Annotated in this window: 22 protein-coding genes; 4 read left to right on the top strand and 18 right to left on the bottom strand. The window is 59.7% G+C overall.

Annotated elements, in window-relative coordinates; genetic code table 11:
• Nucleotides 1-84: 84 nt before the first annotated feature.
• The 9 genes from rsfS to rplU form a co-directional block, all read right to left on the bottom strand.
• Entirely contained in the window at nt 85-462 is a 378-nt protein-coding gene (gene rsfS / locus ACQUSW_RS00905; RefSeq protein ID WP_428930411.1) for a ribosome silencing factor, read from the bottom strand.
• A complete protein-coding gene (locus ACQUSW_RS00900; protein WP_428930410.1) occupies nt 462-1,565 on the bottom strand; it encodes a hypothetical protein in 1,104 nt (367 codons plus the stop codon). Before ACQUSW_RS00900 ends, rsfS begins: the two co-directional genes overlap by 1 nt.
• Nucleotides 1,562-2,161, bottom strand: a complete 600-nt coding sequence (gene nadD / locus ACQUSW_RS00895; RefSeq protein ID WP_428930409.1) for a nicotinate-nucleotide adenylyltransferase — start codon at nt 2,159-2,161, stop codon at nt 1,562-1,564. The genes ACQUSW_RS00900 and nadD overlap by 4 nt, the downstream gene beginning before the upstream one ends.
• Nucleotides 2,162-2,172: 11 nt before the next feature.
• Nucleotides 2,173-2,397 (bottom strand): hypothetical protein, encoded by a 225-nt coding sequence (locus ACQUSW_RS00890; RefSeq protein WP_428930408.1) that lies wholly within the window; start codon nt 2,395-2,397, stop codon nt 2,173-2,175.
• Between the two features lie 50 nt (nt 2,398-2,447).
• Nucleotides 2,448-3,794 carry a glutamate-5-semialdehyde dehydrogenase gene (locus ACQUSW_RS00885; protein ID WP_428931243.1) on the bottom strand — a complete coding sequence of 449 codons (1,347 nt, stop codon included), beginning with the start codon at nt 3,792-3,794 and terminating at the stop codon, nt 2,448-2,450.
• Nucleotides 3,781-4,581 carry a glutamate 5-kinase gene (gene proB, locus ACQUSW_RS00880; RefSeq protein WP_428930407.1) on the bottom strand — a complete coding sequence of 267 codons (801 nt, stop codon included), beginning with the start codon at nt 4,579-4,581 and terminating at the stop codon, nt 3,781-3,783. The genes ACQUSW_RS00885 and proB overlap by 14 nt, the downstream gene beginning before the upstream one ends.
• On the bottom strand, nt 4,578-6,110 hold the full coding sequence (obgE, locus tag ACQUSW_RS00875; protein WP_428931242.1) for a GTPase ObgE: 1,533 nt from the start codon (nt 6,108-6,110) through the stop codon (nt 4,578-4,580). Before obgE ends, proB begins: the two co-directional genes overlap by 4 nt.
• Before the next feature lie 93 nt (nt 6,111-6,203).
• A complete protein-coding gene (gene rpmA, locus ACQUSW_RS00870; protein WP_428930406.1) occupies nt 6,204-6,458 on the bottom strand; it encodes a 50S ribosomal protein L27 in 255 nt (84 codons plus the stop codon).
• A gap of 19 nt (nt 6,459-6,477) precedes the next feature.
• Nucleotides 6,478-6,786, bottom strand: a complete 309-nt coding sequence (rplU, locus tag ACQUSW_RS00865; RefSeq protein WP_428930405.1) for a 50S ribosomal protein L21 — start codon at nt 6,784-6,786, stop codon at nt 6,478-6,480.
• Between the two features lie 232 nt (nt 6,787-7,018).
• Between rplU and ACQUSW_RS00860 the strand changes: the two genes are divergently transcribed.
• Nucleotides 7,019-7,282, top strand: a complete 264-nt coding sequence (locus ACQUSW_RS00860) for a DUF4031 domain-containing protein (protein ID WP_428931241.1) — start codon at nt 7,019-7,021, stop codon at nt 7,280-7,282.
• Here ACQUSW_RS00860 and ACQUSW_RS00855 read toward each other — a convergent pair.
• Nucleotides 7,250-9,556, bottom strand: a complete 2,307-nt coding sequence (locus ACQUSW_RS00855) for an Rne/Rng family ribonuclease (RefSeq protein ID WP_428930404.1) — start codon at nt 9,554-9,556, stop codon at nt 7,250-7,252. The two genes, ACQUSW_RS00860 and ACQUSW_RS00855, sit on opposite strands and share 33 nt — an antisense overlap.
• Nucleotides 9,557-9,831: 275 nt before the next feature.
• On the opposite strand from ACQUSW_RS00855, the gene ACQUSW_RS00850 reads away from it, so the two are divergent.
• Nucleotides 9,832-10,440: a vitamin K epoxide reductase family protein gene (locus ACQUSW_RS00850; RefSeq protein WP_428930403.1), complete on the top strand. Its 609-nt coding sequence runs from the start codon at nt 9,832-9,834 to the stop codon at nt 10,438-10,440.
• A gap of 7 nt (nt 10,441-10,447) precedes the next feature.
• Here ACQUSW_RS00850 and ndk read toward each other — a convergent pair whose 3' ends face one another.
• The 7 genes from ndk to ACQUSW_RS00815 all read right to left on the bottom strand — a co-directional run bounded on the left by ndk (nt 10,448) and on the right by ACQUSW_RS00815 (nt 19,237).
• Entirely contained in the window at nt 10,448-10,864 is a 417-nt protein-coding gene (gene ndk, locus ACQUSW_RS00845; protein WP_428930402.1) for a nucleoside-diphosphate kinase, read from the bottom strand.
• Between the two features lie 24 nt (nt 10,865-10,888).
• Nucleotides 10,889-11,290 carry a DUF4233 domain-containing protein gene (locus ACQUSW_RS00840; RefSeq protein ID WP_428930401.1) on the bottom strand — a complete coding sequence of 134 codons (402 nt, stop codon included), beginning with the start codon at nt 11,288-11,290 and terminating at the stop codon, nt 10,889-10,891.
• The gene (locus ACQUSW_RS00835) at nt 11,287-12,639 is read right to left on the bottom strand and encodes a bifunctional folylpolyglutamate synthase/dihydrofolate synthase (protein WP_428930400.1); all 1,353 of its coding nucleotides are present in this window, start codon (nt 12,637-12,639) and stop codon (nt 11,287-11,289) included. Before ACQUSW_RS00835 ends, ACQUSW_RS00840 begins: the two co-directional genes overlap by 4 nt.
• Nucleotides 12,632-16,027: an isoleucine--tRNA ligase gene (gene ileS, locus ACQUSW_RS00830; RefSeq protein WP_428930399.1), complete on the bottom strand. Its 3,396-nt coding sequence runs from the start codon at nt 16,025-16,027 to the stop codon at nt 12,632-12,634. Before ileS ends, ACQUSW_RS00835 begins: the two co-directional genes overlap by 8 nt.
• Nucleotides 16,028-16,231: 204 nt before the next feature.
• Entirely contained in the window at nt 16,232-17,230 is a 999-nt protein-coding gene (locus ACQUSW_RS00825) for an ArsA family ATPase (protein ID WP_428930398.1), read from the bottom strand.
• The gene (locus ACQUSW_RS00820; protein WP_428930397.1) at nt 17,221-17,505 is read right to left on the bottom strand and encodes a cory-CC-star protein; all 285 of its coding nucleotides are present in this window, start codon (nt 17,503-17,505) and stop codon (nt 17,221-17,223) included. The genes ACQUSW_RS00825 and ACQUSW_RS00820 overlap by 10 nt, the downstream gene beginning before the upstream one ends.
• 4 nt (nt 17,506-17,509) lie before the next feature.
• The gene (locus ACQUSW_RS00815; RefSeq protein ID WP_428930396.1) at nt 17,510-19,237 is read right to left on the bottom strand and encodes a carbon starvation CstA family protein; all 1,728 of its coding nucleotides are present in this window, start codon (nt 19,235-19,237) and stop codon (nt 17,510-17,512) included.
• A 223-nt stretch (nt 19,238-19,460) separates the two neighbouring features.
• On the opposite strand from ACQUSW_RS00815, the gene valS reads away from it, so the two are divergent.
• Nucleotides 19,461-22,037, top strand: coding sequence for a valine--tRNA ligase (valS, locus tag ACQUSW_RS00810; RefSeq protein WP_428930395.1), 2,577 nt, complete (start codon nt 19,461-19,463; stop codon nt 22,035-22,037).
• On the top strand, nt 22,037-22,252 hold the full coding sequence (locus tag ACQUSW_RS00805; RefSeq protein ID WP_428930394.1) for a hypothetical protein: 216 nt from the start codon (nt 22,037-22,039) through the stop codon (nt 22,250-22,252). Before valS ends, ACQUSW_RS00805 begins: the two co-directional genes overlap by 1 nt.
• Before the next feature lie 21 nt (nt 22,253-22,273).
• Here the strand turns inward: ACQUSW_RS00805 and ACQUSW_RS00800 are convergent, their stop codons facing one another.
• The gene (locus tag ACQUSW_RS00800; RefSeq protein ID WP_428930393.1) at nt 22,274-22,819 is read right to left on the bottom strand and encodes an NUDIX domain-containing protein; all 546 of its coding nucleotides are present in this window, start codon (nt 22,817-22,819) and stop codon (nt 22,274-22,276) included.
• Nucleotides 22,820-22,840: the final 21 nt, after the last annotated feature.

Raw genomic sequence — 22,840 nt, 5'->3', positions numbered from 1 at the left:
TAGAGTACTACATTCGTCGAGACAACAGCCAATCGTGCTGCGCGCTGTGCCGGGTCGGGCGTGTTGTCGCCACGCCCGATGCGCTTACTCCCCTGCGGCTGTTTCGACGACCGGGATCGGCACTGCAGGGCAATCTTTCCACAGCCGCTCAAGACCATAAAAAGCGCGCTCCTGCTCGTGGAAAATGTGCACAACAAGGTCACCGAAATCCATGAGCACCCAGCGTGCCTCCAGACGCCCTTCACGCAGGGTGGCCTTAAAGCCCGCGCGAATCATACGCTCGTCAATTTCATCGGCGATCGCGGCAACACCGCGCTCACTAGCGGCACTCACGATCAGAAAAATATCAACAAGCGGCAATGGCTCCGAAACGTTTAACGCAACAAGCTCCTCGCCGCCCTTAGCCTCTGCAGCTCCCGCTGCAATACGCAGCATCTCCATCGCTGATTCCGGCGATTGCATCAAGAGAAAACACCCGTCGTAAAGGCAACAACAACAACACCGACCAGAGCCAAAGCCAAACCGCCCGCAGTGATCGTCAACGCCAACATCATCCGGTTACCCTTATCGGGCTGCGGCGGCCGAATAACCTCGGCAGCAGGCTTAATCGTACTGATCGCCGAACTCGCCGCAATCGGTGTGGGCGACGACGTTGGCGGAAGCTCATTATCAATCAGAACAGCATCTGCTTCTTTACCGTCGGTGGTACCCGGAGCAGACCCGGTCGAACCCAAACCCATCGGCAAATCATACGAACCAGTAACAAGCACCTGGCCTGCCTGACCAATAGGGCCAGATAGCGAAGGAATCCCCGGCTCCCCAGCAAAAATCAGCGCATTTGGAGAACTGCTCGACCCGCTGCCGTCCTGACCAACAAGATCATCATAAGAATGCGTCAGAGCCCGAGCCTGCTGCTTTTCTGGCCGCTGCAGAGGCGGAACATCTTCGGGCGTCGGAGCCACAGGAACCTGCAAAGGAGCAGCATCCGGCGTCGTCACTCTCGAAGCAGCAGCCCCGGAATGAGTGACAGGCTGGGCCGCACCCGTCAGCGGAGTATGCTCCACATCGGTCGGGGGCACCGGAACCTGAGGATTAGTCCACAGTCCAGTCGGCTGCGGCACCACGGGAGCTGTGTAGGAATGCTGCGGTGCTGGTCGCGAAACAGGCGCCTGCGGAGCCGCAGGGCTCTCATACGACGGAGTCGGGTACGCAGGAGCCGCATGACGACCAAAGGTCGACGGTGCAGCGCCCGACGGGGTGGGTGCACCAACACCGACCGGAGTGGGCGTGTGCTCGGGCACAAGAGGAACGGATGCTGTTCGCACGCGCTCCTGCTCACGAATTTGCCGGCGCGTCAACGGTGTTTCTGGCTGGGCAGGTGCGGTAGAAGGCACCTCAGGGAGCACGACCGGCTCGGCAGCACGAGGCAAAGGTGCAGCTGGAGCGCTACCGCCTCCCGGACTCCCGCCCTCCGGCGGCCCCTGGGTAGCGGTGCCTTCGGTTAGTCGACGCTCACGCAACTGTTTGCGCGTTAGCTGACCAACCCCCTGCTCCGATGTGCTCATGAATTGCTCCGATACAGATGATGCTTCGCGATGTACTGGACGACGCCGTCCGGAACCAAATACCACACAGGCTCCCCCTCCTGCACTCTCTCACGACACGCGGTCGACGAGATCGAAAGAGCGGGAATCTCAAGCTGACTCACAACATCACTGGGCAAACCCGTGATGTTCAACACATGCCCGGGTCGTGAAACCGCAACGAAGTGAGCCAAGTCCCACAACCCATCATGGTCTCTCCAACTGAGAATCTGCGCTATGGCATCAGCACCCGTAATGAAGAAAAACTCTGCATCCGGTCGCTCACGACGCAGATCACGCAGAGTGTCAATCGTATAAGTGGGGCCCTCACGATCAATATCAACCCGACTGACCGTAAACTGCGGGTTTGATGCAGTCGCAATCACCGTCATTAAATAGCGGTGCTCGCTATGAGAAACACCACTCTTTTGCCACGGTTGACCGGTCGGTACAAACACGACCTCATCAAGACCAAAAGAATGGGCGACCTCGCTGGCAGCCACAAGGTGGCCGTGATGGATGGGATCAAACGTCCCACCCATCACTCCAATACGAGGAGCGCCCTTCGCAGTCGTCATGCGATATGGCCTCAGTGGCCCTGCTGGGCTCCGCTGTCGGTTTTGCCGTGAGCCTTCGCCCACGCCTCGGCCTTTTCAGGATGGCGGTTCGCGACACTCCGGTACGACAGTGTTACGCATCCCAGCAGCGCAAAAATTGCCGCCGCAATGAGACCCGCTGGAAGGGTCTGCAGGGCGATGTTCCCGTGCTCCGCCTCGGCGGCGGCAGCGAGCAGGATCTGAGCGGCAGCGTTCATCGTCTCTCCAATATCAGCGGGCGAACGTACGTCAACATGTAAGTCTACCGCTACGCACGCGTCTGGCCCGCACCACGCGCCAACCACTTGGTGCTGGTCAGCTCGGTAAGACCCATCGGTCCGCGCGCATGCAGCTTTTGCGTGGAAATTCCCACCTCGGCACCGAATCCAAACTCGGCCCCGTCGGTGAAGCGCGTCGACGCGTTCGACAGCACAACAGATGCGTCCACTTCGGCCAAGAAGCGCTCGACATTACGAACATCCGTCGAAACAATCGATTCGGTATGCCCGGTTGAATACTGGCGAATATGCGCGAGCGCTTCGTCGAGCGACGACACGACGCGCATAGCAAGGTCAAGACTGAGATACTCTGCTGCCCAATCATCGTCGGTGGCAGCAACAGCATCCGGAGCCAAAGACTGCACGGTGTCATCGCCGTGCACGGTAACACCATGTGCACGAAGCTCCGAGACAAGACCAGGCACGAGCCGCTGTGCAGCCGCCTGCACCACCAACACTGTCTCGACTGCATTACACACGCTCGGCCGCTGCACCTTGGCGTTGATAACGATGTCGCGCGCCCAGTCATCCGGAGCCGACTCATCGAGCACAATATGCACAACCCCCGCACCCGTCTCAATCACCGGTACGGTCGACTCCGTTACCACCGTCTCGATCAGCCCGGCACTCCCCCGGGGAATAAGAACATCGATAAACCCGCGCCCCTGCATGAGTGCCCGTGCACCCTCACGCCCAAAATCATCGACCGTCTGCACGGCTTCGGCATCAACACCAGCACGCGCCAAAGCTTCGCGCATGACATCGACCAACACACTGTTGGTTTCTCGTGCAGCACTGCCGCCACGTAGCACAACAGCGTTGCCCGACCGCAGTGCAAGCGCAGCAATATCGACTGTCACGTTGGGGCGGGCCTCATAAATAACACCCACCACACCGAAGGGAACTTGTACCTGCTCGAGCGCAACGCCGTTGGGCATACGATGCCCGCGAATAACACGACCCACCGGATCGGGCAGAGCAGCCACCTCGCGAACAGCCGCAGCCAAAGCCGCCACACGCTGCTCGTCCAGACGCAAACGGTCGGTGAGCGCCTCGGTCAAACCCTCACTGCGACCACGAACAATGTCTCGCTCATTCGCCTCAATGATTTCTGCTGTGGCCTGCTCAATCGCCTCGGCGATCGCATGCAATGCTGCATGTTTATCGTCGCTCGTGAGCTGGGCGATCGCACGCGAAGCATCTTTTGCGCGATGTAAACGGTCATGCACCGTATCGGTCGCAGCGGCAGCAGAAACAGTGGCAACAGCATCCGGGGTCATGGCCTCAGTGTACCGAGCCTGACGCGCCTGATGCGCGTGTGCGTCAGATCGTGACAGTCGGTTCTGTTACTGGTTCGAACCAGGTTCCGATAGAGTCACCGGCCAAAGCGCGAGCCACCAAATCGGCATGCGTTACCAAGACACCGATACCGGATGCCGCAGCCATACGCGCTGCCGAAACCTTGGTCGCCGCTCCCCCCGTGCCCACACTATTGACCACCGATGCACCAAATTCAAGGCCACCGAGTTCTGCACCGGCAGGAATAATATCGATGGGTTCGGCCGTCGGATCGGTCGGAGGCTTCGTGTACAAATTGTCGACATCGCTCAGCAGTACGAGCGCTTCTGCACCGGTCAACTCAGCAACCAGCGCACCCAACCGATCGTTATCACCAAAACGGATCTCTTGCGTGGCGACGGTGTCGTTCTCATTCACGATAGGAATCACGCGAAGTTTAAGTAGACGGTCCATTGCACGGCGGGCGTTACTGCGTGAGGTTGGATTCTCGAGGTCACCTGTTGTCAACAGCACTTGACCGGCAACAATGCCGTGCTCTTGAAAAGCCTGCTGATACCGGTAAACCAGATAGTTTTGCCCCACGGCCGCGGCAGCCTGCTGCGTCGCGAGATCATTCGGGCGACCTTCGAGCTGCAAAAACGGTATTCCTGTGGCAATAGCACCCGAAGAAACAAGCACAACCTCGGTGCCACGGGCATGAGCCTGAGCAAGTGCATCAACAAGCACAGGAATCCGCCACGCGGCATCACCACTGATGGATGATGAGCCCACCTTGACAACGATACGTCGTGCTGTGGCGATATCTTCGCGCCGATGTGCGCTCATTCTTGTGCTGTTCCCTCCGCATTACTATTTCGTGCCTGCTTTTCCGCTTCGCGCTCTGCTTCTAGCTCTGCACGGGCCTCAGCCTTGGCATCCATCAGCGCGTGATACTCCTCGCGTCGCTGTGCAGTGGTACGCCGCGTGCGTTCGTCGAGTCGGGCATCCGCTCCACGAGGCCCGACCATCAACTCAGCAGTCGAGCTGACAGACGGCTCCCAGTCGAAGACGACTCCGTCGCCTTCACCGATAACAACGGTTGCTCCCGGTGTTGCACCGGCACGAAACAGTGCGTCTTCCACGCCCAGCTTCTGCAGCCGGTCGGCCAAATATCCGATGGCTTCGTCGTTGCGAAAATCGGTCTGATGCACCCAGCGCACAGGCTTTTCACCCAGCACACGGTACAGATTGCCGTACGTGCCGCCCTCTACACGCACGCGGAACGGGGCCTCGGCACTGCGGGGGCGGATAACTACCCGCTCGGCGGGTTGCGCTTCGGCGGCCTGCGCCACAGCCGCGCGGTGTTCATTGACCAGTGTGGCCAGCGCAAAAGTTAGCGGCCGGAGCCCTTCACGAGCGACCGCAGAAATTTCGAAAACGGTAAACCCGCGGGCCTCAAGTTCAGGGCGAACCATCTGTGCCAGTTCGCGGGCATCCGGCACATCAACCTTGTTCAAAGCGATCAGCTGCGGTCGGTCAAGGAGCGGCACTTGCCCTTCGGGAACCTCATAGGCGGCCAATTCCGCCAGAATTACGTCGAGGTCAGAGATCGGGTCGCGATCAGATTCGAGCGTTGCGCAGTCGAGAACATGCAGCAGCGCAGAACAGCGCTCCACGTGTCGAAGAAAATCGAGGCCCAGGCCGCGCCCTTCGCTTGCACCCTCGATGAGACCGGGCACATCGGCCACAGTAAACCGCGTATCGCCGGCCTCAACAACACCCAAATTCGGATGCAGCGTGGTAAACGGGTAGTCAGCGATCTTGGGCCGCGCCGCCGATACGGCCGCAATCAGACTCGATTTTCCGGCCGAGGGGTATCCGACGAGGGCTACATCGGCGACGGTCTTTAGTTCAAGAACAACATCGCCTTCAAAACCCGGAGTTCCCAGCAGGGCAAAGCCCGGGGCCTTGCGCTTGGTGCTGGCCAGTGCAGCATTGCCCAGGCCGCCTCGACCGCCCTCAGCAATAACAAGCTTTTCGCCCGGCGTCACCATGTCTGCGATTACTTCGCCATCCGGACGCTTCACAACGGTGCCCACCGGAACCGGCAACTCAAGATCTTCGCCCGTGATACCTGCACGCAGATCGCCCATACCGAAGCCACCGTTGGTGGCGCTGCGATGCGGCGAGTGATGGTACGACAGCAGCGTGGTCTCTTGCGGGTCGGCCACAAGAATAATGGCGCCGCCGTTACCCCCGTTACCGCCGTCCGGACCACCCAGGGGCTTAAATTTTTCGCGACGCACCGACACGCAGCCGTTGCCGCCCTTACCGGCACGCAGATGAAGTGTCACGGTGTCAACAAATGTGACCACAACCACATCTCCTCTCGGCTGCTTACACCATCAGCAGATACGCAGACGGGGCGAGCATATAGCCCGCCCCGTACTGTAAAAATTAAAAAGTAATTATTCGGCAGCTACGATGCTGACAACCTTGCGGCCAGCCTTCGAGCCGAACTCCACCGAGCCCGATTCCAACGCGAACAGCGTGTCATCCTTACCACGGCCAACGTTAACGCCGGCGTGGATACGGGTACCACGCTGACGGACAAGGATTTCACCCGCGTTGACAACCTGACCGCCGAAGCGCTTCACGCCAAGTCGTTGTGCATTAGAGTCGCGACCGTTACGGGTCGAACTCACACCCTTCTTTGATGCCATTGTTCTTGACCTCTCGCGATTACTTGATGCCGGTGACCTTGACGCGCGTCAGCTCCTGGCGGTGACCAATGCGCTTGCGGTAACGGGTCTTGTTCTTGTACTTCTGAATGACGATCTTGGGGCCGCGAAGATCGCCGATAACCTCTGCCGTGACCTTCACCTTTGCCAGCTTTGCAGCATCGGTGGTCACCGCGGAGCCGTCGACGAGAAGCACGGCGGGCAGCTCAATCGTCTCGCCCTGGGCAGCCTGAACGCGATCGAGTTGAACAATTGTTCCAACCTCGACCTTCTCCTGCCGTCCACCGGCGCGCACTACTGCGTAAACCACTTCACACCTGTTTCGTTGGGGAGCCGAACGGCTCCATAATCTCACGGTAAGACTGTGCTTGCATCGGAGCTTCAACGGGGGTCCGCGGGGCGATCGCGATGGCAAGTCTGGTCCGCGGCGTCCGACCACAGTCGACGCGCGTTGCACCAAGGAGCTACTTTACCGGATGATTCCCTCATCTCGCAAAAGCATCGCGCTGCGTGTTGAATCGGGTCCGCGTAAGATTCCCACCATGGTGATCCTCGTTGACGACCCGATCTGGCCCGCACATGGCATGCTGTGGGCACACCTCGTTAGCGACCACTCGCTCGAAGAGCTTCACAGCTTTGCACGCCGCACGAAAATTTCTCCGCGCGCGTTCGACCGTGACCACTATGACGTCCCCGCACGTGAAGTGCCCCGGCTCATTGAGGCCGGGGCACAGCAGGTGGCAGGAAAAGAACTGGTACGACGACTTATTGCCTCAGGAATCCGAGTCCGCGCCCGCGACCGATGACGCCGGATCGTGCGACGATGAAGCCTCAGAACTAGCGTTATCCGTAGCATCCGGAGTCTTTAATAGCTCGGTGACCGGGGCATGAACCACCGGGGTTCCCGTCAGGGCTGCGGTTGTTACCCTGCGGCGATTACGACCTTGCCCCGGAGCCTTGGGCTCAGGAAGGGCATCGAGCACGGAGTCCAATAGCTGCTCTGCCTCGGTTTTCGGTGCCGAGCGCTCTGGAGTGCGACGCTTGCGCGACTTGCGCGGGCGTTCCGTGGCCGCGACAGCCTCTTCGGATGCTGCTTCTACGGCAGCAGTCTCTTCGCCATCGGCAGTGGCCACAATAGTCGACGCCGCAATCTGGGCCAGAGCAGACTTTGCGCCCTCAGAAATCACATGCGCATTGCCATTCGATGGCGCAGAAGTACTGTTTGCGTGGCTCTGCGACGAGGCGTTATTGGAGTTATTGGAGTTATTGCGACGGCGATTCGAGCTGCTAGAACGATGTTTGACCACCGGATCGTGATGCACAATGACACCGCGGCCCGCACACACCTCACACGCCTCACTAAACGTTTCGAGCAGACCAAGACCCAGCTTCTTACGGGTCATCTGCACAAGCCCGAGTGATGTCACCTCGGCCACCTGATGCTTCGTGCGGTCGCGACTGAGGCACTCAATAAGACGGCGGAGCACGAGGTCACGATTCGACTCCAGCACCATATCGATAAAGTCGACCACGATAATGCCGCCGATATCGCGCAGACGCAGCTGACGAACAATTTCTTCTGCGGCCTCGAGGTTGTTCTTCGTTACGGTCTCTTCGAGGTTTCCCCCCGAGCCGACAAACTTACCCGTGTTCACATCGACCACCGTCATGGCCTCTGTACGGTCGATGACGAGCGAGCCACCGGAGGGCAGCCACACCTTGCGGTCAAGCGCCTTCTCGATCTGTTCGGTAATGCGATAGGCGTCAAAGGGATCTTGCTCACCGGAGTACGCCTGCACACGCTCCAGCAGGTCGGGAGCAACGCTTTCCAGATACCCGCGAATTGTACGCAGTGCGTCATCGCCCTGGATAAACATCTTCACAAAGTCTTCATTGAAGACATCGCGAACAATCTTTACCAGCAGATCGGGTTCAGCATGCAACAGCGCAGGAGCATTTTGCGTCTCTACCTGCTTCTGAATGTGCTCCCACTGCGAAGTCAACCGCTGCACGTCACGAGTCAACTGCTCTTCTGTCGCGCCCTCGGCAGCCGTACGCACGATAACGCCCGACGATTCTGGCAGCACCTCTTTGAGAATGCGCTTCAAGCGCGCCCGTTCGGTGTCGGGCAGTTTGCGAGAAATACCATTCATCGATCCACCCGGTACATACACCAGGTAACGACCGGGAAGAGAAATCTGGCTCGTGAGCCGGGCACCCTTGTGCCCCACCGGGTCTTTTGTGACCTGCACCAGCACTTTGTCGCCGGGCTTTAACGCCAGTTCAATACGGCGAGGCTGGTTTCCCGTCTCTACCGAGTCCCAGTCGACCTCGCCCGAGTACAGCACGGCGTTGCGGCCGCGACCAATATCAACAAAAGCCGCCTCCATGCTCGGCAGCACGTTTTGCACACGACCCAAATAAACGTTGCCGATTAGCGACGCATCTTGCGAACGAGCAACATAGTGCTCGACCAGCACGTTGTCTTCGAGAACCGCGATCTGCGTGCGCCCATTTTTCGAGCGAACCACCATTTCGCGTTCTACCGACTCACGACGCGCTAAAAACTCTGCCTCGGTAACGACAGGACGCCGCCTACCTGCATCCCGCCCGTCACGACGACGCTGCTTTTTCGCCTCGAGGCGGGTCGAACCCTTGATAGCTTTCGGCTCGGTAATGTACTCTGTCGTGCGCTGCCGCGACCGTGATTCGTCGCGACTGTCATCGTCGCTCCCGCCAGAAGAACCGTTGCGGCGCCGGCGCCCACGACGACCAGACGCGCCATCGTTATCGCTATGGCGCGGCGACAGCGCAGGCAGCGGAACAATCTCCGGCGCGTAAAAATGCAACTGCGTCGAAACCTTCGAAACAAAGACTTCGGGCAAAAGGCCCAGACTCACGGCTGTGACTGCCGCGGGTTCGGTCTTTTCTTCTGTCGCGGTCTCGGCATCGTGTGGTGCGTTCTCGGCGTCACCGTCAGCTACAGCGGTAGAACTATCGGGCTCATTCGCTTCAGCCGTGTCGGGCTGCTCTGCACGAGGATGGGTAGGGGTGGTCTGGTCATCTTTTTCATCGGCCATCTCTGGCGTACTCCCTGCACGGGCACTGTGTGCTCCGCAAAATCTGGCGCGGTAGTCCATCACCGCGAACTCAATCGGCCTGCGGCCGGCTCATAAGCCCGTACCGCTGGGGTCACGACCCCGAAGTCTCATTGACACCGACTGTGAACCATCACAGTGGGTATCCACAGACATTATCTCACCTTGATCGCCAGAATGTGGCATCCGGCTCTGCTCATTCTCTGGCATGGGGAAAATTTCAGATCGCGCATAGCCATCACTGGCATAATCTGCGCATGACCGCTCCACGCATTCGGCACCCATATTTCGCTGTCTGGCTGATCGTCGCCGGCATCATAGGGTGGTGGGCGGCTTTTCAGCTCACGATAGAAAAATTTGTGCTTCTGGCCGATCCTTCGTCAGAACTCGGCTGTGATTTCAGCGTTCTTGTGCAGTGCGGCGCGAATCTCAACTCGCCGCAGGGCGCAGTGTTCGGCTTCCCGAACCCGATTATTGGACTCACCGGATGGATGGCACCCATCGTGGTTGGAGCCGCACTTCTTGCTGGCGCTCGTTTTCGCCGCTGGTTCTGGCTGCTGTTTGGTGTGGGAATGACAGGAGCACTCGCCTTCGTTGCCTGGCTCATCGGACAGAGCATCTTCGTGCTGAACACGCTGTGTCCATGGTGCATGGTGACCTGGGCCGTCACGATTCCGACCTTCTTTGCCACCATGGTTCATATTTTTCGAGAGGGCGCTGTGCCGATTTCTTCGAGCGCGCGGCGCCGTGCCGAAAAATGGATGACCTGGGTGCCCCTCATGACAATTGCGGGGTTTGCCGTTATCGCCGTGCTTGCGCAGATTCGCCTCGACTGGTTGGCCGAGATAGCACGCCTGTTCGCCTAGAACGTGGCTACGAGAACCAGATCTCTAGTTCGCGGGTCGCCGACTCTACGCTGTCAGAACCATGAACGAGGTTCTGCTGCACGGCAAGACCCCAATCGCGACCGAGGTCACCACGGATCGTGCCCGGTGCCGCCGTGGTCGGATCAGTCGTACCCGCCAAAGAACGGAAACCTTCAATAACCCGGTCGCCCGCCAGACGAATCGCTACGCTCGGGCCCGACATCATGAATTCCAGGAGCGGCTCATAAAAAGGCTTGCCCTCGTGCTCGGCATAGTGAGCAGCGAGGCGGTCACGGTCGGGCTGAACGAGCCGAAGGTCAGTGACGACATAGCCCTTCGCCTCAATACGGGCAAGAATGACGCCCGTGAGGCCTCGCGCTACGCCGTCGGGCTTTACCAGGACAAGTGTCTCTTCAGCGGTCATAGTTTCACTCTCTCTCAAACTGTTCTAGGCCGACTCAGACGCGGTATTAGAGCCAGACGATGAACCACCGCGATCAACGCGGGCCCCCACGATCATCGCATATACCCACATACCGCCGAACACCAGTGCCACGATGAGCATGGCAGGCACGAGAAACGCCGATAGCGCAACAATGACCTGCAGCACCCATCCGGTAATAACGCCTGCCCGAGTACCCACAAACCCGGCTGTGACCACCATGGCAATGCCAACAACGGCACCACCGACAATTCCCCACCACGGCGCAACGCCCTCGGGCAGTGCTTTCAGGCCGTAGACGGTGAGCCCTCCCAAGCCGACAACAATGGCTTCAAAACCAAGCACCACCGAACCCAGCTTTTGGGTAAGGGTGCGCGCTGGACGAGGGCGTGCATTCTGCGAACTCATACTCCCTCTTCTTTCCACTGCTCATCGGCCGCCAACGAAAGAGCTTCTCCTGCCAGCACAATCGAACCGGCAATAATGACGGCTCGTCGCGCGCTCTCTGCCGCCCATTCACGAGCAGTTCGGGCAGCGTCATCCAGGTGCGGGTGCACCGTTACCGAAACACCGAAGTGTTCTGCTGCATCGGCGACAGCATCGGCATCTGTGCTGCGATCAGACTGCGGCACAGTAGCGAAAATATGTGCTGCGCGGGGGGCCAACTGTTCGACAATGCCAGCAGCGTCTTTATCCGCCAGTACTCCCAGCACGACTCCCCACTCATCAAAATCAAAGTAGTCGTGCAGTGCCCGAGCCAGAGCCGCCGCACCGTGCGGGTTGTGCGCCGCATCAACCAGCACCGTGGGCGCAATACCAATCAGCTGCAGCCGGCCGGGTGATGTGGCTTCGCTGAGCCCCTGCGTAACAATATCGGCGGGAATTTTGCGTTCACCACCCCCGATAAGCGCTTCGACTGCTGCAACAGCAAGCGCGGCGTTGTGCGCCTGGTGTGCGCCATACAGCGGCACATATTCGTCGTCGTACCGGCCTGCGAGTCCGCTAATGCTCACCTGTTGTCCACCGACAGCAAGCTTGTGTTCGGCAACACCGAACTCCGATCCTGCTACAGCCAGGGTTGCTGTGTTCTCGGCGGCGGCGCGACGAATCACCTCGGCCGCGGCATCCGGTTGCTCGGCAGAAACCACATACGCCCCGGGCTTGATAATGCCCGATTTCACCTCGGCGATCTTGTCGATCGTGTCGCCCAGTCGGTCGGCATGATCCATGGCGATGGGGGTAATAACGGCAACATCGCCATCGGCAGTATTCGTGGAGTCCCATGAACCCCCCATGCCCACTTCGAGCACGAGCACATCAACGGGGGTGTCCGAGGCAGCAACGAAGGCAAGCACGGTGAGCAGTTCAAAGAAGGTCAGCGGTGCATCACCGGATGCCTCGAGCTCGGCATCAACAATGGCAATAAACGGTTCGACCTCGTCCCACGCGTCGGCCACCGCGGCATCCGGGATCGGCTCGCCGTCGATGAGGATGCGTTCGGTGAAGCGCTCAAGGTGCGGGCTGGTGAACAGACCGGTGCGGAGCCCATGGGCGCGCAGGAGGCTTTCGATCATGCGTGCCGTGGAGGTTTTACCGTTTGTGCCCGTGATGTGAACGACGCGATAGTTTTTTTGTGGGTCGTCGAGTAGCTCGAGAATACGCGCCGTGCGTTCTTTTCTTGGCTGCACCCAGCGTTCGCCTGCGCGCTCGAGCAGTGCCGTGTAGACGGCGTCTGCGCGCTCACGATCATCAGTCATTGCTGTTCTCCGTGGGATTGGTGTCGATCCTGGCGACAATCGGCAGCTTGTTTGTGCCGAGCGCCGCGGCAGCGCTGACAAAAACGCCATCAGCCGGTGTCAGCCAGGGTGTCTCACGCACAACGGCGTCGAGGTGTTCGCTTGCATCGATACGTAGCTCGTAGGCAAGTGTTTCATGCGCGATGAGTTCGCTGTGCGACCGCAGTGCCTCCGCAGCGGCCGAGTCGGCGTTGAGCACAAGAAGAATGCGGTCGCTGACATCAAGCTGTGCTTGTTTGCGTGCTTCTTGTACGACGCGGATGGCATCGCGCGCCATCCCTTCGGCTTCAAGCTCCGGGGTGGTTGCGGTGTCAAGCAGTACGAAACCGCCGCTGGGCACAATCGCCAGCGCTTCACCCTCGGGGCGGCCTGAAGTCTCGAGTGCAAGTTCGTATTCTGCCGGTTCCAGCGCAATGCCACCGGCGGTTATCACGCCGTTCTCTTCTGACCAGTCCCCCGCTTTTGCCGCTCTAATAACGGTCTGTACGTTCTTGCCAAGGCGAGGGCCGGCGGCACGGGCGTTGACACTCAGCCGGTGGTTAATGCCGTAGTCACGAGTTGCCTGTTCGGTCAGTGCCACAAGCTCAACCTGTTTGACGTTGAGTTCGTCGCGAAGAATGTCTTCAAACCGTTCGAGGTCGGCCGCCGCTGCCGTAACAACCGTGAAGCGTGACAGCGGCAAACGCACACGAAGTTTCTCTTTTTTGCGCAGGGCATTCCCGACGCTCGAGAGCTCACGAACAGCATCCATGGCGTCACGAATGTCGTTCGCGGCCGGGAACGCATCGGCATCGGGCCAGTCGGTCAGGTGCACACTGCGTTCGCCTGTAAGGCCCTGCCATATTCTCTCGGTCACCATGGGTGCCAGGGGTGCTGCCACACGGCACAGTGTTTCGAGCACGGTGTACAGCGTGTCGAAGGCTTCGCGGCTGCGAGGGTCGTCGGTTACTCCCACCCAGAAGCGTTCGCGCGAGCGACGGATGTACCAGTTCGTAAGAATCTCCACAAACTCGCGCAGGTGTGCTGCGGCCGTAGTCGAGTCGAGGTTTTCGAGGTCGCGTTGCACGTCACGCACGACGTCTCCTGTGCGTGCCAGAATGTAACGGTCGAGCACGTCGGTGGAGTCGGTACGCCACTGTGCTTGATAACCGGATGCCGCGGCCTCAGCCGTCGTCATGGCGGCATTCGCGTACGTGGCAAAGAAGTACCACGAGTTCCAGAGCGGCAGCAAAAACTCGCGTACTCCCGCACGGATGCCTTCTTCTGTGACGGCGAGGTTTCCACCGCGCAGCACGGAGCTTGACATGAGGAACCAGCGCATAGCGTCGGAACCATCGCGGTCGAAAACTTCGGCAACATCGGGATAGTTGCGCAGCGATTTCGACATTTTGTAGCCGTCGTTTCCAAGCACAATGCCGTGGCAACTCACACCGGTAAACGCGGGGCGACCAAACAGTGCGGTCGAGAGTACGTGCATCACGTAAAACCAGCCGCGGGTTTGCCCGATGTATTCGACGATGAAATCGGCTGGCGCGTGAGAGTCGAACCATTCATGATTGTCGAAGGGGTAGTGCACCTGGGCAAACGGCATGGAGCCGGAATCAAACCACACGTCAAACACGTCTTCGATGCGGCGCATAGTGCTGGCACCGCTCGGGTCGTCGGGGTTCGGGCGTGTAAGAGAGTCAATGTACGGACGGTGCAGGTCAACTTCTCCGTCGGCGTTGCGCGGCAACGTGCCGAAGTCTGCTTCTAGTTCTGCCAGCGAACCATAGACGTCGACCCGCGGATATTCGGGGTTGTCGCTCTTCCATACGGGGATGGGTGAACCCCAGAACCGATTGCGACTGATCGACCAGTCGCGTGCACCTTCCAGCCACTTGCCGAACTGACCGTGCTTGACGTTTTCTGGCACCCAACGAATCTGTTCGTTGCCAGCCAGCAGGTCGTCCTTAATGTCGGTAACGCGAATAAACCAGCTCGAAACAGCCTTATAGATGAGCGGGTTGCGGCAGCGCCAGCAATGGGGGTACGAGTGCTCGTAGCTTTGCAGACGCAACAGCTTCTGGTTGTTGCGGATGATCCGCACCAGCGGTGTATTGGCGTCGAGCCAGAGTTGCCCGGCAACATCGCTCACGTGCGGCAGAAACCGCCCGCCTTCATCGAGCGAGAGGATCGTGGGAATACCCGCAGCATCCGAAACCCTCTTGTCGTCTTCACCATAGGCGGGTGCCTGGTGCACAATGCCCGTACCATCGCTGGTCGTGACGTAATCGTCAACCAGTACCTGCCACGCGTTTTCGGTGCCCCAGGTTTCGGTGTCGCTGTAGTAGTCAAACAGTGGTTCGTAGCGCACCCCGGCCAATTCAGCCCCGATTACCGTGCGTTCAACAGCTTCGGCCGCTTCGGCGGCGTTTTCGTATCCGAGATCGGTAGCGTATCCGGCGAGCAGATCACTGGCGATAAGGTATCGAGCTCCGGATGCCGCCGCATCGGCCGAACCCTCGGGGCCTGCCGGCACCACGACATAGACAATCGCGGGGCCGACCGCCAGAGCAAGGTTGGTCGGCAGCGTCCACGGTGTCGTCGTCCACGCCAGTGCGCGCACGCCCTCAAGTTCGAGCCCCCGCGCCTTTTCTCCGATCAGCGGGAAGGACACGGTGACCGACGGATCTTGACGCGTCTGATACACGTCGTCGTCCATACGCAGTTCATGCGCCGACAGCGGTGTTTCATCGCGCCAGCAGTACGGCAACACCCGGTGCCCTTCATAGGCCAGCCCTTTGTCGTGCAGTGTTTTGAACGCCCACAGCACACTTTCCATATAGTTCAGGTCGAGCGTTTTATAACCGCGCTCAAAGTCAACCCAGCGTGCTTGACGAGTGACATATTCTTCCCACTCGCGCGTGTATTCCAACACCGACGACCGAGCTTTGGCATTGAAGACGTCAATGCCCATCTCTTCGATCTCGCTCTTCTCGGTGATACCGAGCTGCTTCATCGCCTCAAGCTCGGCCGGAAGACCGTGGGTATCCCACCCGAATACGCGATCCACCTTTTTGCCGAGCATCGTTTGAAAGCGCGGAAAAACATCTTTGGCATACCCGGTCAGCAGGTGGCCGTAATGCGGCAGACCATTAGCGAAGGGAGGACCATCGTAGAAAACCCACTCATCGCAGCCTTCACGCTGACTGATCGACGCGGCAAAAGTATTATCGGCGCGCCAAAAAGACTGGATCTCTTCTTCGATCTGAGGAAACCGCGGGCTGGCCGGAAGCGTGGGCCGATCGGCGGCGGCGTCATGAGCCGACGATGATTCGGGTCGCGGTGAGGGCTGAGGGTAGGTCATCGTTTCTCGCAGTGGTCGAAGTGGCTATTGCTGCGAGGACGACCCTACGGCCGCGGTACCACCCCACGTGCACAGCATTCTTACTCCGTGCCTCTTTCACTGCGGCGATAACGGGCCTGCCCCGCCCAGTTCTAATAACCACGTGCGTGGCGTTCTTCTGGGAGCTCCCCGGTGATGGCCGGATCACAGCTGCTGCCGTCTAGTCTACGCTTCTTTTTGCTCGCTGCCTCGGAGCACCCGAGCCACGCTGCTGAGCCCCGAAAGCCCGGCTACTTCTTCAGCCATGAGGGGTACCTCGATGAGCGGGATCGCAGGGCTGTGGGCCTTCAGCATCTGAAGATAGTGGTCTTCTTGCGCTCGCCGCCGGGCGAGCAGCGTGCCCGCATTGAGTGGCGAACGCCGGTTCACCACAAGGCCCGCAATATCCACGTGCAGGGCAGTCAATGCGTCGATCACCTCGATTGTTTCGGCGACGGGCATTGCTTCGGCCGTCGAAACAACAACGAACCCGGTAGAGCTTGCGTCGGTGATGGCTGTTCGTAGCCCCTCAAAACGTTCTTTTCGCTGGTGCAGCACCCGGCGCAGCTGTGCGTCGGCGTCAGATTCCGGATGCTGACGCCCGGCCAAACTCCGCATAGCTGCGCTGTATCTCTCGGACCTGTCGCGGTTGCGCAGCAGAGTTTCGGTCCAGTCGGTGAGCTGCCCGGGTAGAGCGAGCAGGCGCAAGGTGTGCCCCGAGGGCGCCGTGTCAAAAATGACGACGTCATACTCGCCGCGTGACGTCGCGGCAGCCTCAGCGATGCGCTCAAGTACTGCCGATTCGTGACTACCCGGCGCGTGGCGGGCCCTTTCGAGGTGGGCCCGGGTTTGAGAATGCAGGCGTTCGGGCAGCATCCGGATCATGGTGGCTTCAACAGCGGCGAGGTGGCGTTCAACCGTTGCTGCGGGGTCAATTTCGACGCCATCAATGGCCCCCGCGCCCTGCCAGCCCGGCGTCGTAGCGTCGACGAGTCGTACCGGCATGTCGCCAACGCTGTGGTGCCACAGGTGTCCGAGATTATGGGCGGGGTCGGTCGACACAACCAGCACCCGCGCCCCCTGCTGAGCCCGGGCGACTGCGAGAGATGAGGCAATGGAGGTTTTGCCAACACCACCCTTGCCGCCAACAAAAATAATGCGGCGATTATCTATATTCAGCAGCATGCGATGTGGTCCAGCGGCGAGCGAGGCATGCCCATGCGGCGATGCCAGTCATGAAATTCTTCGGCCAGTGCGGGGAGAAATTCCACGCTGTAATACGCGGCAGGGTCGGGTACGCCGAGTGCCTCGCCGAGCATCATGATCATAAAAAAGTCGTCTTCGTCGCGCTGCTCTCGTGCGAGCATCTGACGGTAAGGCCCGGCGTAGTACTCGGCGAGTCCTTCGCGGAAGGCGGCCCAGCGCTGAGAAAAGCGCTGGGCCGCCGAGCGGTCTGTCACGAGATCAGACGTCCTCTCGTACCGCTTCGAGCTGCGAATCTTCGTGTTCGCTTTCTGGCGGGCTGGTTGCGGCCCTGCGCATGGCGATAATGGCTTCGACCGCAACCCAGACGCTGGAAATGATGATGATGACATCAAGCACGAACAGCAACCAGTCAGGGTTGGACGCATCGGCAAACGAAGCCAACTGGTCGATTGCTGCCCAGAACGACATCACGAACACAATCACCAACGGAATGAGTGCCGGCCACGGGTTACGCCGCTTGCGAATGAGCATGACAGCGATGATCGATAGCGTGAGCGATGCCATCAGCTGGTTTGTCGTGCCAAACAGCGGCCAAATGCGCAAGCCACCGTCTCCGCCAAGACCCTGCGAGAAGGTCAAACCGATTCCCACCACAACCACGATGATGGTGGCCGGGAACTTCGTGATGCGTACCTTCAACGAATCGCCGATCTCTTGCACGACAAATCGCAGCAGACGCATACCCGTGTCCATTGTGGTTGCTGCAAACAGCACCGCCATCGTTGCCAGCACGGTCGCACTCAGCGAAGCCGGTAGACCGATGCCGTTTTGCATGAGCATTCCACCACCGCGAACAAAGGCGTCGACTCCCCCGGCTCCGAATGCGCTGTATACCTCTTCCCATTCGGCGATGGTGCGGAAGCCACCGACAACGGCAAGAATCGTCCCGAGTGAGAGCAGGCCCTCACCGACAGCACCGAAGTAGCCAACAAAGCGGGCGTCGGTTTCTTTATCGAGCTGTTTCGAGCTTGTGCCCGAAGACACCATGCCGTGGAAACCAGAAATGGCACCACAGGCGATCGTGACAAACAGCAGCGGCACCATGCTGGGCGTCCCATCGGGCACTGCCATGTTGATTGCCGGTGCCGCCATGATGGGTTTGTTGGCAGCAAACAGAGTTCCAACAAGCACCGCACTGTACAGCAGCGCCAGACCCACAAACAGCTGCACGCCATTGATGTAGTCACGCGGCTGCAGCAGCACCCATACGGGCAGCAGCGAAGCAATAGCACCGTAAACGAACAGTGCAACGATCCAGAATGTGGCCGGGCTCATACCCAAGAACGACTCGGGCAAAACAACAGGAACGTTATCGCCCAGCACGATCAGTGCGTACAGCGCGGTAACACCCACGACCGTGACGGGTAGCAGCGGCCAGCGCAGACGATAGACGGCCACACCCACCAGCAGTGCCACGACAATCGCGCCCCACGTGGGAATCACAGATGTTGGTGTGCTGATGAGCAGGTTCTTAATCACCACGGCAAACGCTGCGATCACCATGAGCAGCAACAAGAAGATGACGATCAAGAACAGGTTGGCGCCGCGCTTACCGATGTATCGCGCCGACAGTGCTCCAATCGACCGCCCCTTATTGCGGGCTGAGGCCCACAGCGCACCAAAGTCGTGCATACCGGCAAAAAACACCGTGCCCAGGGTGACCCACAAAAATGCTGGCACCCATCCCCAAATAACGGCGATTGCCGGCCCAACAATGGGTGCTGCTCCGGCTACCGAGGTGAAGTGGTGGCCCCACAGAATGAACTTGTTCGTCGGCACGTAGTCGACGCCGTCTTTAAGTTCGTGTGCCGGGGTGACAAAGCTCTCGTCGAGCTTGTATATTCGCCGCGACAAATACTTGGAATAGAACGCATAACCGAGACCAAATATCGCTAGTCCGATCAGCATTAAAAGCAATGGACTCATGAAACGAGTGCTCCTCTCGTGCGGGACAACGCCGTCTCCGCTGGGTTCACCGTAGCAAACCTGCGAGATTGCTGATAGTCGCCACGACGCGGCTGTGCAAAGTCGCGCACGGGCGCAGCACAGCAGCAGCATCCGGATGCCACCCCTGCCGGTTAGACTGTCGGTCATACCTCACACTCAGGCACGCTCACACAGTGCCGTACACATCGCGCAAGGAGCCTTCATGTCAGCTATTCCCGATAAACCCGCTCTCGAAGGCCTGGAAGCGAAGTGGGATGCCCAGTGGTCTGAGCAGGGAACCTATCTTTTTGACCGCGATCGTGCAGTAACGCAGGGGCGCGCCGGTGTTTATTCCGTCGACACCCCCCCGCCCACGGCATCCGGAAGCCTGCATATTGGGCACGTGTTCTCGTACACGCACACCGATGTGCGTGCACGGTTTGAAAGAATGCGCGGCAAGGCCGTGTTTTATCCCATGGGCTGGGACGACAACGGCTTGCCCACCGAGCGTCGCGTGCAGAACTATTACGGTGTGCGCTGCGACCCTTCGCTGGCCTACGACGCCGAATTCACTCCGCCATTCGAAGGCGGTTCGCAGAAGGCCTCGCGCGCTGCCGACCAGGTGCCCATCAGTCGCCGTAACTTTATTGAACTGTGCGAGAAGCTCACAGTAGAAGATGAGAAACAGTTCGAAGAACTCTTCCGCCAGCTCGGACTCAGCGTCGACTGGACGCAAACGTACCGCACCATTTCTGACGAAACGATGCGACAAAGCCAGCTGGCTTTCCTGCGCAACCTCGACCGCGGTGAGGCCTACCAGTCACTAGCCCCCACGCTGTGGGATATCGATTTTCGCTCCGCGATCGCGCAGGCCGAACTCGAAGACCGTGACCAGCAGGCCGCCTACCACCGACTCGCTTTTGCCCGCACCGACGGCAACGGCACGATCGATATCGAAACGACACGGCCCGAGCTTCTCGCTGCCTGTGTAGCCCTTGTCGCCCACCCCGACGACGAGCGCTACCAGCCGCTGTTCGGCTCAACCGTGCAGACTCCCCTGTTTGGCGTTGAGGTTCCCGTACTCGCGCACCACCTTGCCCAGCCCGATAAAGGCTCGGGAATCGCCATGATCTGTACGTTCGGTGACGTCACAGACATCGTGTGGTGGCGGGAACTCGACCTACCCAACCGCACGATTCTGGGTAAAGACGGCCGCATCATGGCTGACGCACCCGACGTTATTGCCTCGCCCGAGGGGCAGGCAGCCTATGCCGAACTCGCGGGCAAAACCGTTTTTAGTGCGCGCAAACGCATCGTCGAACTGCTTGAAGAATCGGGGGCTCTACTGGCGGTATCGGCACCCTTCCAGCACGCCGTGAAGTTTTTCGAAAAGGGTGACCGTCCGCTCGAGATCGTTTCGACACGCCAGTGGTACATCCGCAACGGGGCCCGCGACACAGACCTGCGCGACACGCTCATCGAAAAGGGTCGCGAAATGCAGTGGCACCCCGACTTTATGCGCGTGCGCTACGAAAACTGGGTGGGCGGCCTTACCGGTGACTGGCTCATTTCGCGTCAGCGCTTCTTCGGCGTACCTATTCCTGTGTGGTACGCGCTCGACGAAAACGGTGAACGCGACTACAGCCGCGTACTGGTTCCGGATGCCACACAACTGCCCGTCGACCCAACAATTGACGTCCCTGCCGGCTACACCGAAGACCAGCGTGGCGTACCCGGTGGCTTTGACGCCGAACGCGACATCCTCGACACCTGGGCAACGTCGTCACTGACACCGCAGCTGGTCGGCGGATGGCAGCGCGATGAAGAACTGTGGAACCTCGTAGCACCCTTCGACGTTCGCCCCCAGGGCCAGGACATCATCCGCACGTGGCTGTTCTCCACCATGCTGCGCAGCGTTCTTGAAGACCAGCGCGCACCGTGGACCGACGCAGCCATCTCGGGCTTTATCGTTGACCCGGACCGCAAAAAGATGTCGAAGTCGAAGGGCAATGTCGTAACACCCGCCGACATTCTCGATAAGCACGGCTCCGACGCGGTTCGTTACTGGGCTGCGTCGAGCAGGCTTGGTGCCGACGCCGCCTTTGATCCGCAAAACCCCACGCAGGTGAAGATCGGGCGCCGCTTGGCAATTAAGGTGCTCAACGCCGCGAAATTCGTGCTGTCTTTTCCTGTGCCCTCGGGTGCAGAGATCACGCATGATCTTGATGCCTCGATGCTGACAGCCCTCGACACTGTCGTGCGCGAAGCAACCACGGCATTCGACGCCTACGATCAGGCACGCGCTCTTGAAATTATCGAGGCGTTCTTCTGGACGTTCTGTGACGACTACCTCGAGCTCGTGAAAGAGCGTGCCTACGACGAAAGCAACACCGGTCAAGCTTCTGCCGCACTCGCTCTGCGCCTAGCCCTCTCGACGCTACTGCGACTTCTCGCGCCCGTATTGGCTTTTGCTTCCGAAGAGGCCTGGTCGTGGTTCGAGGAGGGCTCCGTGCACACAGCTCCCTGGCCCGAGCCACGCGATATTGCCGGCAACGCGGCAGTGCTCGACGCCACAAGCACCGCACTTATCGGTATTCGCGGAGCAAAAACCGAAGCAAAAGCTTCGCAGAAGACACCGGTCTCGCGTGCCGTGATCGCAGCTCCCGCCGCAGCGATCACCCTGCTCGAATCAGCCGCCGATGACCTGCGTGCCGTGGGCCGTATCGAAACCCTCGAGTTCGTTGAGGCCGAAGAGTTCGAGGTCCGTACGATTGATCTCGTTATCCCTGAGGAGGCGTAATGCAGCTGGGAACACGGTGGAAGGCGGGGGAACAACCGCCACGGTCAGTGCCGGAAACTTTGCACAGCGCGATCGCCCAGGTCGAAGCATCCGGCAACAGCGGCCACTGGACGCTCACCTGGCTCGAGGGACGCCCCATCGCCGAGCTGGACTCCGGCTGGGAAGTGCTGGTGACCGCCGAGGGCACTGTTCTCGCCCAGCCCTTCGACGACTAAGGTCGCCAACAAAGCCATCTTTTATGCTCGCAGCAGCGGCAGGGCTTTCAACCATGTCAACTGGTGATAGCTCTGCCGCAGTCGCTGCCCGCATTCTTCTTGTGACATGAGCCGCACGGCAATCGACTCTGTGTCATCCAGCTGTTGAGTCGAGGTGCGTGTGCAGTCCAGCGCGAGAAAATGGTGTGATCGGCTCGACTGGTTCGACCAGTTTGCCCATGCCCACCCAAGATCGATCAGACGCCCGGCCGTGAACCCCGTTTCTTCGCGCAGCTCACGTTCGGCAGCAGCCGCCGCTGTCTCGCCATCGTTGACGCCCCCGCCGATGAGCCCCATATCGACAAGCCCGGCACCATGGTGGTATTCCTCAACGGCCACCACTTCTCCGCCGGGGGTCAACGCCAGCACCGTCACCCAGTCGGCATAGTCAAGAACGTAGTACGGTGCGACCGTACGCCCGTGCTGGTCAACGCAGTCATCGGCTCGCAGGTTGATCCAAGCATCCTGTACGACACTCTCACTGCGCACAACCCTCCACGGCTCGGGCTGCGAAGAATGCATGCTCATCGATCTCTTAAGTAAACGACA

Source organism: Microbacterium luticellae, from assembly GCF_050408645.1.
In the GTDB taxonomy this organism is placed as follows: domain Bacteria; phylum Actinomycetota; class Actinomycetes; order Actinomycetales; family Microbacteriaceae; genus Microbacterium.
Note: the sequence above shows the minus strand (reverse complement) of the source record. Positions and strands in the feature narration are given on the sequence as shown.

Coding starts and splice junctions, on each gene's coding strand:
- rsfS (WP_428930411.1), bottom strand. CDS start 462: ATGCAATCGCCGGAATCAGCGATGGAGATGCTGCGTATTGCAGCGGGA.
- ACQUSW_RS00900 (WP_428930410.1), bottom strand. CDS start 1,565: ATGAGCACATCGGAGCAGGGGGTTGGTCAGCTAACGCGCAAACAGTTG.
- nadD (WP_428930409.1), bottom strand. CDS start 2,161: ATGACGACTGCGAAGGGCGCTCCTCGTATTGGAGTGATGGGTGGGACG.
- ACQUSW_RS00890 (WP_428930408.1), bottom strand. CDS start 2,397: ATGAACGCTGCCGCTCAGATCCTGCTCGCTGCCGCCGCCGAGGCGGAG.
- proB (WP_428930407.1), bottom strand. CDS start 4,581: ATGAGCGCACATCGGCGCGAAGATATCGCCACAGCACGACGTATCGTT.
- rpmA (WP_428930406.1), bottom strand. CDS start 6,458: ATGGCATCAAAGAAGGGTGTGAGTTCGACCCGTAACGGTCGCGACTCT.
- ACQUSW_RS00860 (WP_428931241.1), top strand. CDS start 7,019: ATGGTGATCCTCGTTGACGACCCGATCTGGCCCGCACATGGCATGCTG.
- ACQUSW_RS00855 (WP_428930404.1), bottom strand. CDS start 9,556: ATGGCCGATGAAAAAGATGACCAGACCACCCCTACCCATCCTCGTGCA.
- ACQUSW_RS00850 (WP_428930403.1), top strand. CDS start 9,832: ATGACCGCTCCACGCATTCGGCACCCATATTTCGCTGTCTGGCTGATC.
- ndk (WP_428930402.1), bottom strand. CDS start 10,864: ATGACCGCTGAAGAGACACTTGTCCTGGTAAAGCCCGACGGCGTAGCG.
- ACQUSW_RS00840 (WP_428930401.1), bottom strand. CDS start 11,290: ATGAGTTCGCAGAATGCACGCCCTCGTCCAGCGCGCACCCTTACCCAA.
- ACQUSW_RS00835 (WP_428930400.1), bottom strand. CDS start 12,639: ATGACTGATGATCGTGAGCGCGCAGACGCCGTCTACACGGCACTGCTC.
- ileS (WP_428930399.1), bottom strand. CDS start 16,027: ATGACCTACCCTCAGCCCTCACCGCGACCCGAATCATCGTCGGCTCAT.
- ACQUSW_RS00825 (WP_428930398.1), bottom strand. CDS start 17,230: ATGCTGCTGAATATAGATAATCGCCGCATTATTTTTGTTGGCGGCAAG.
- ACQUSW_RS00815 (WP_428930396.1), bottom strand. CDS start 19,237: ATGAGTCCATTGCTTTTAATGCTGATCGGACTAGCGATATTTGGTCTC.
- valS (WP_428930395.1), top strand. CDS start 19,461: ATGTCAGCTATTCCCGATAAACCCGCTCTCGAAGGCCTGGAAGCGAAG.
- ACQUSW_RS00805 (WP_428930394.1), top strand. CDS start 22,037: ATGCAGCTGGGAACACGGTGGAAGGCGGGGGAACAACCGCCACGGTCA.
- ACQUSW_RS00800 (WP_428930393.1), bottom strand. CDS start 22,819: ATGAGCATGCATTCTTCGCAGCCCGAGCCGTGGAGGGTTGTGCGCAGT.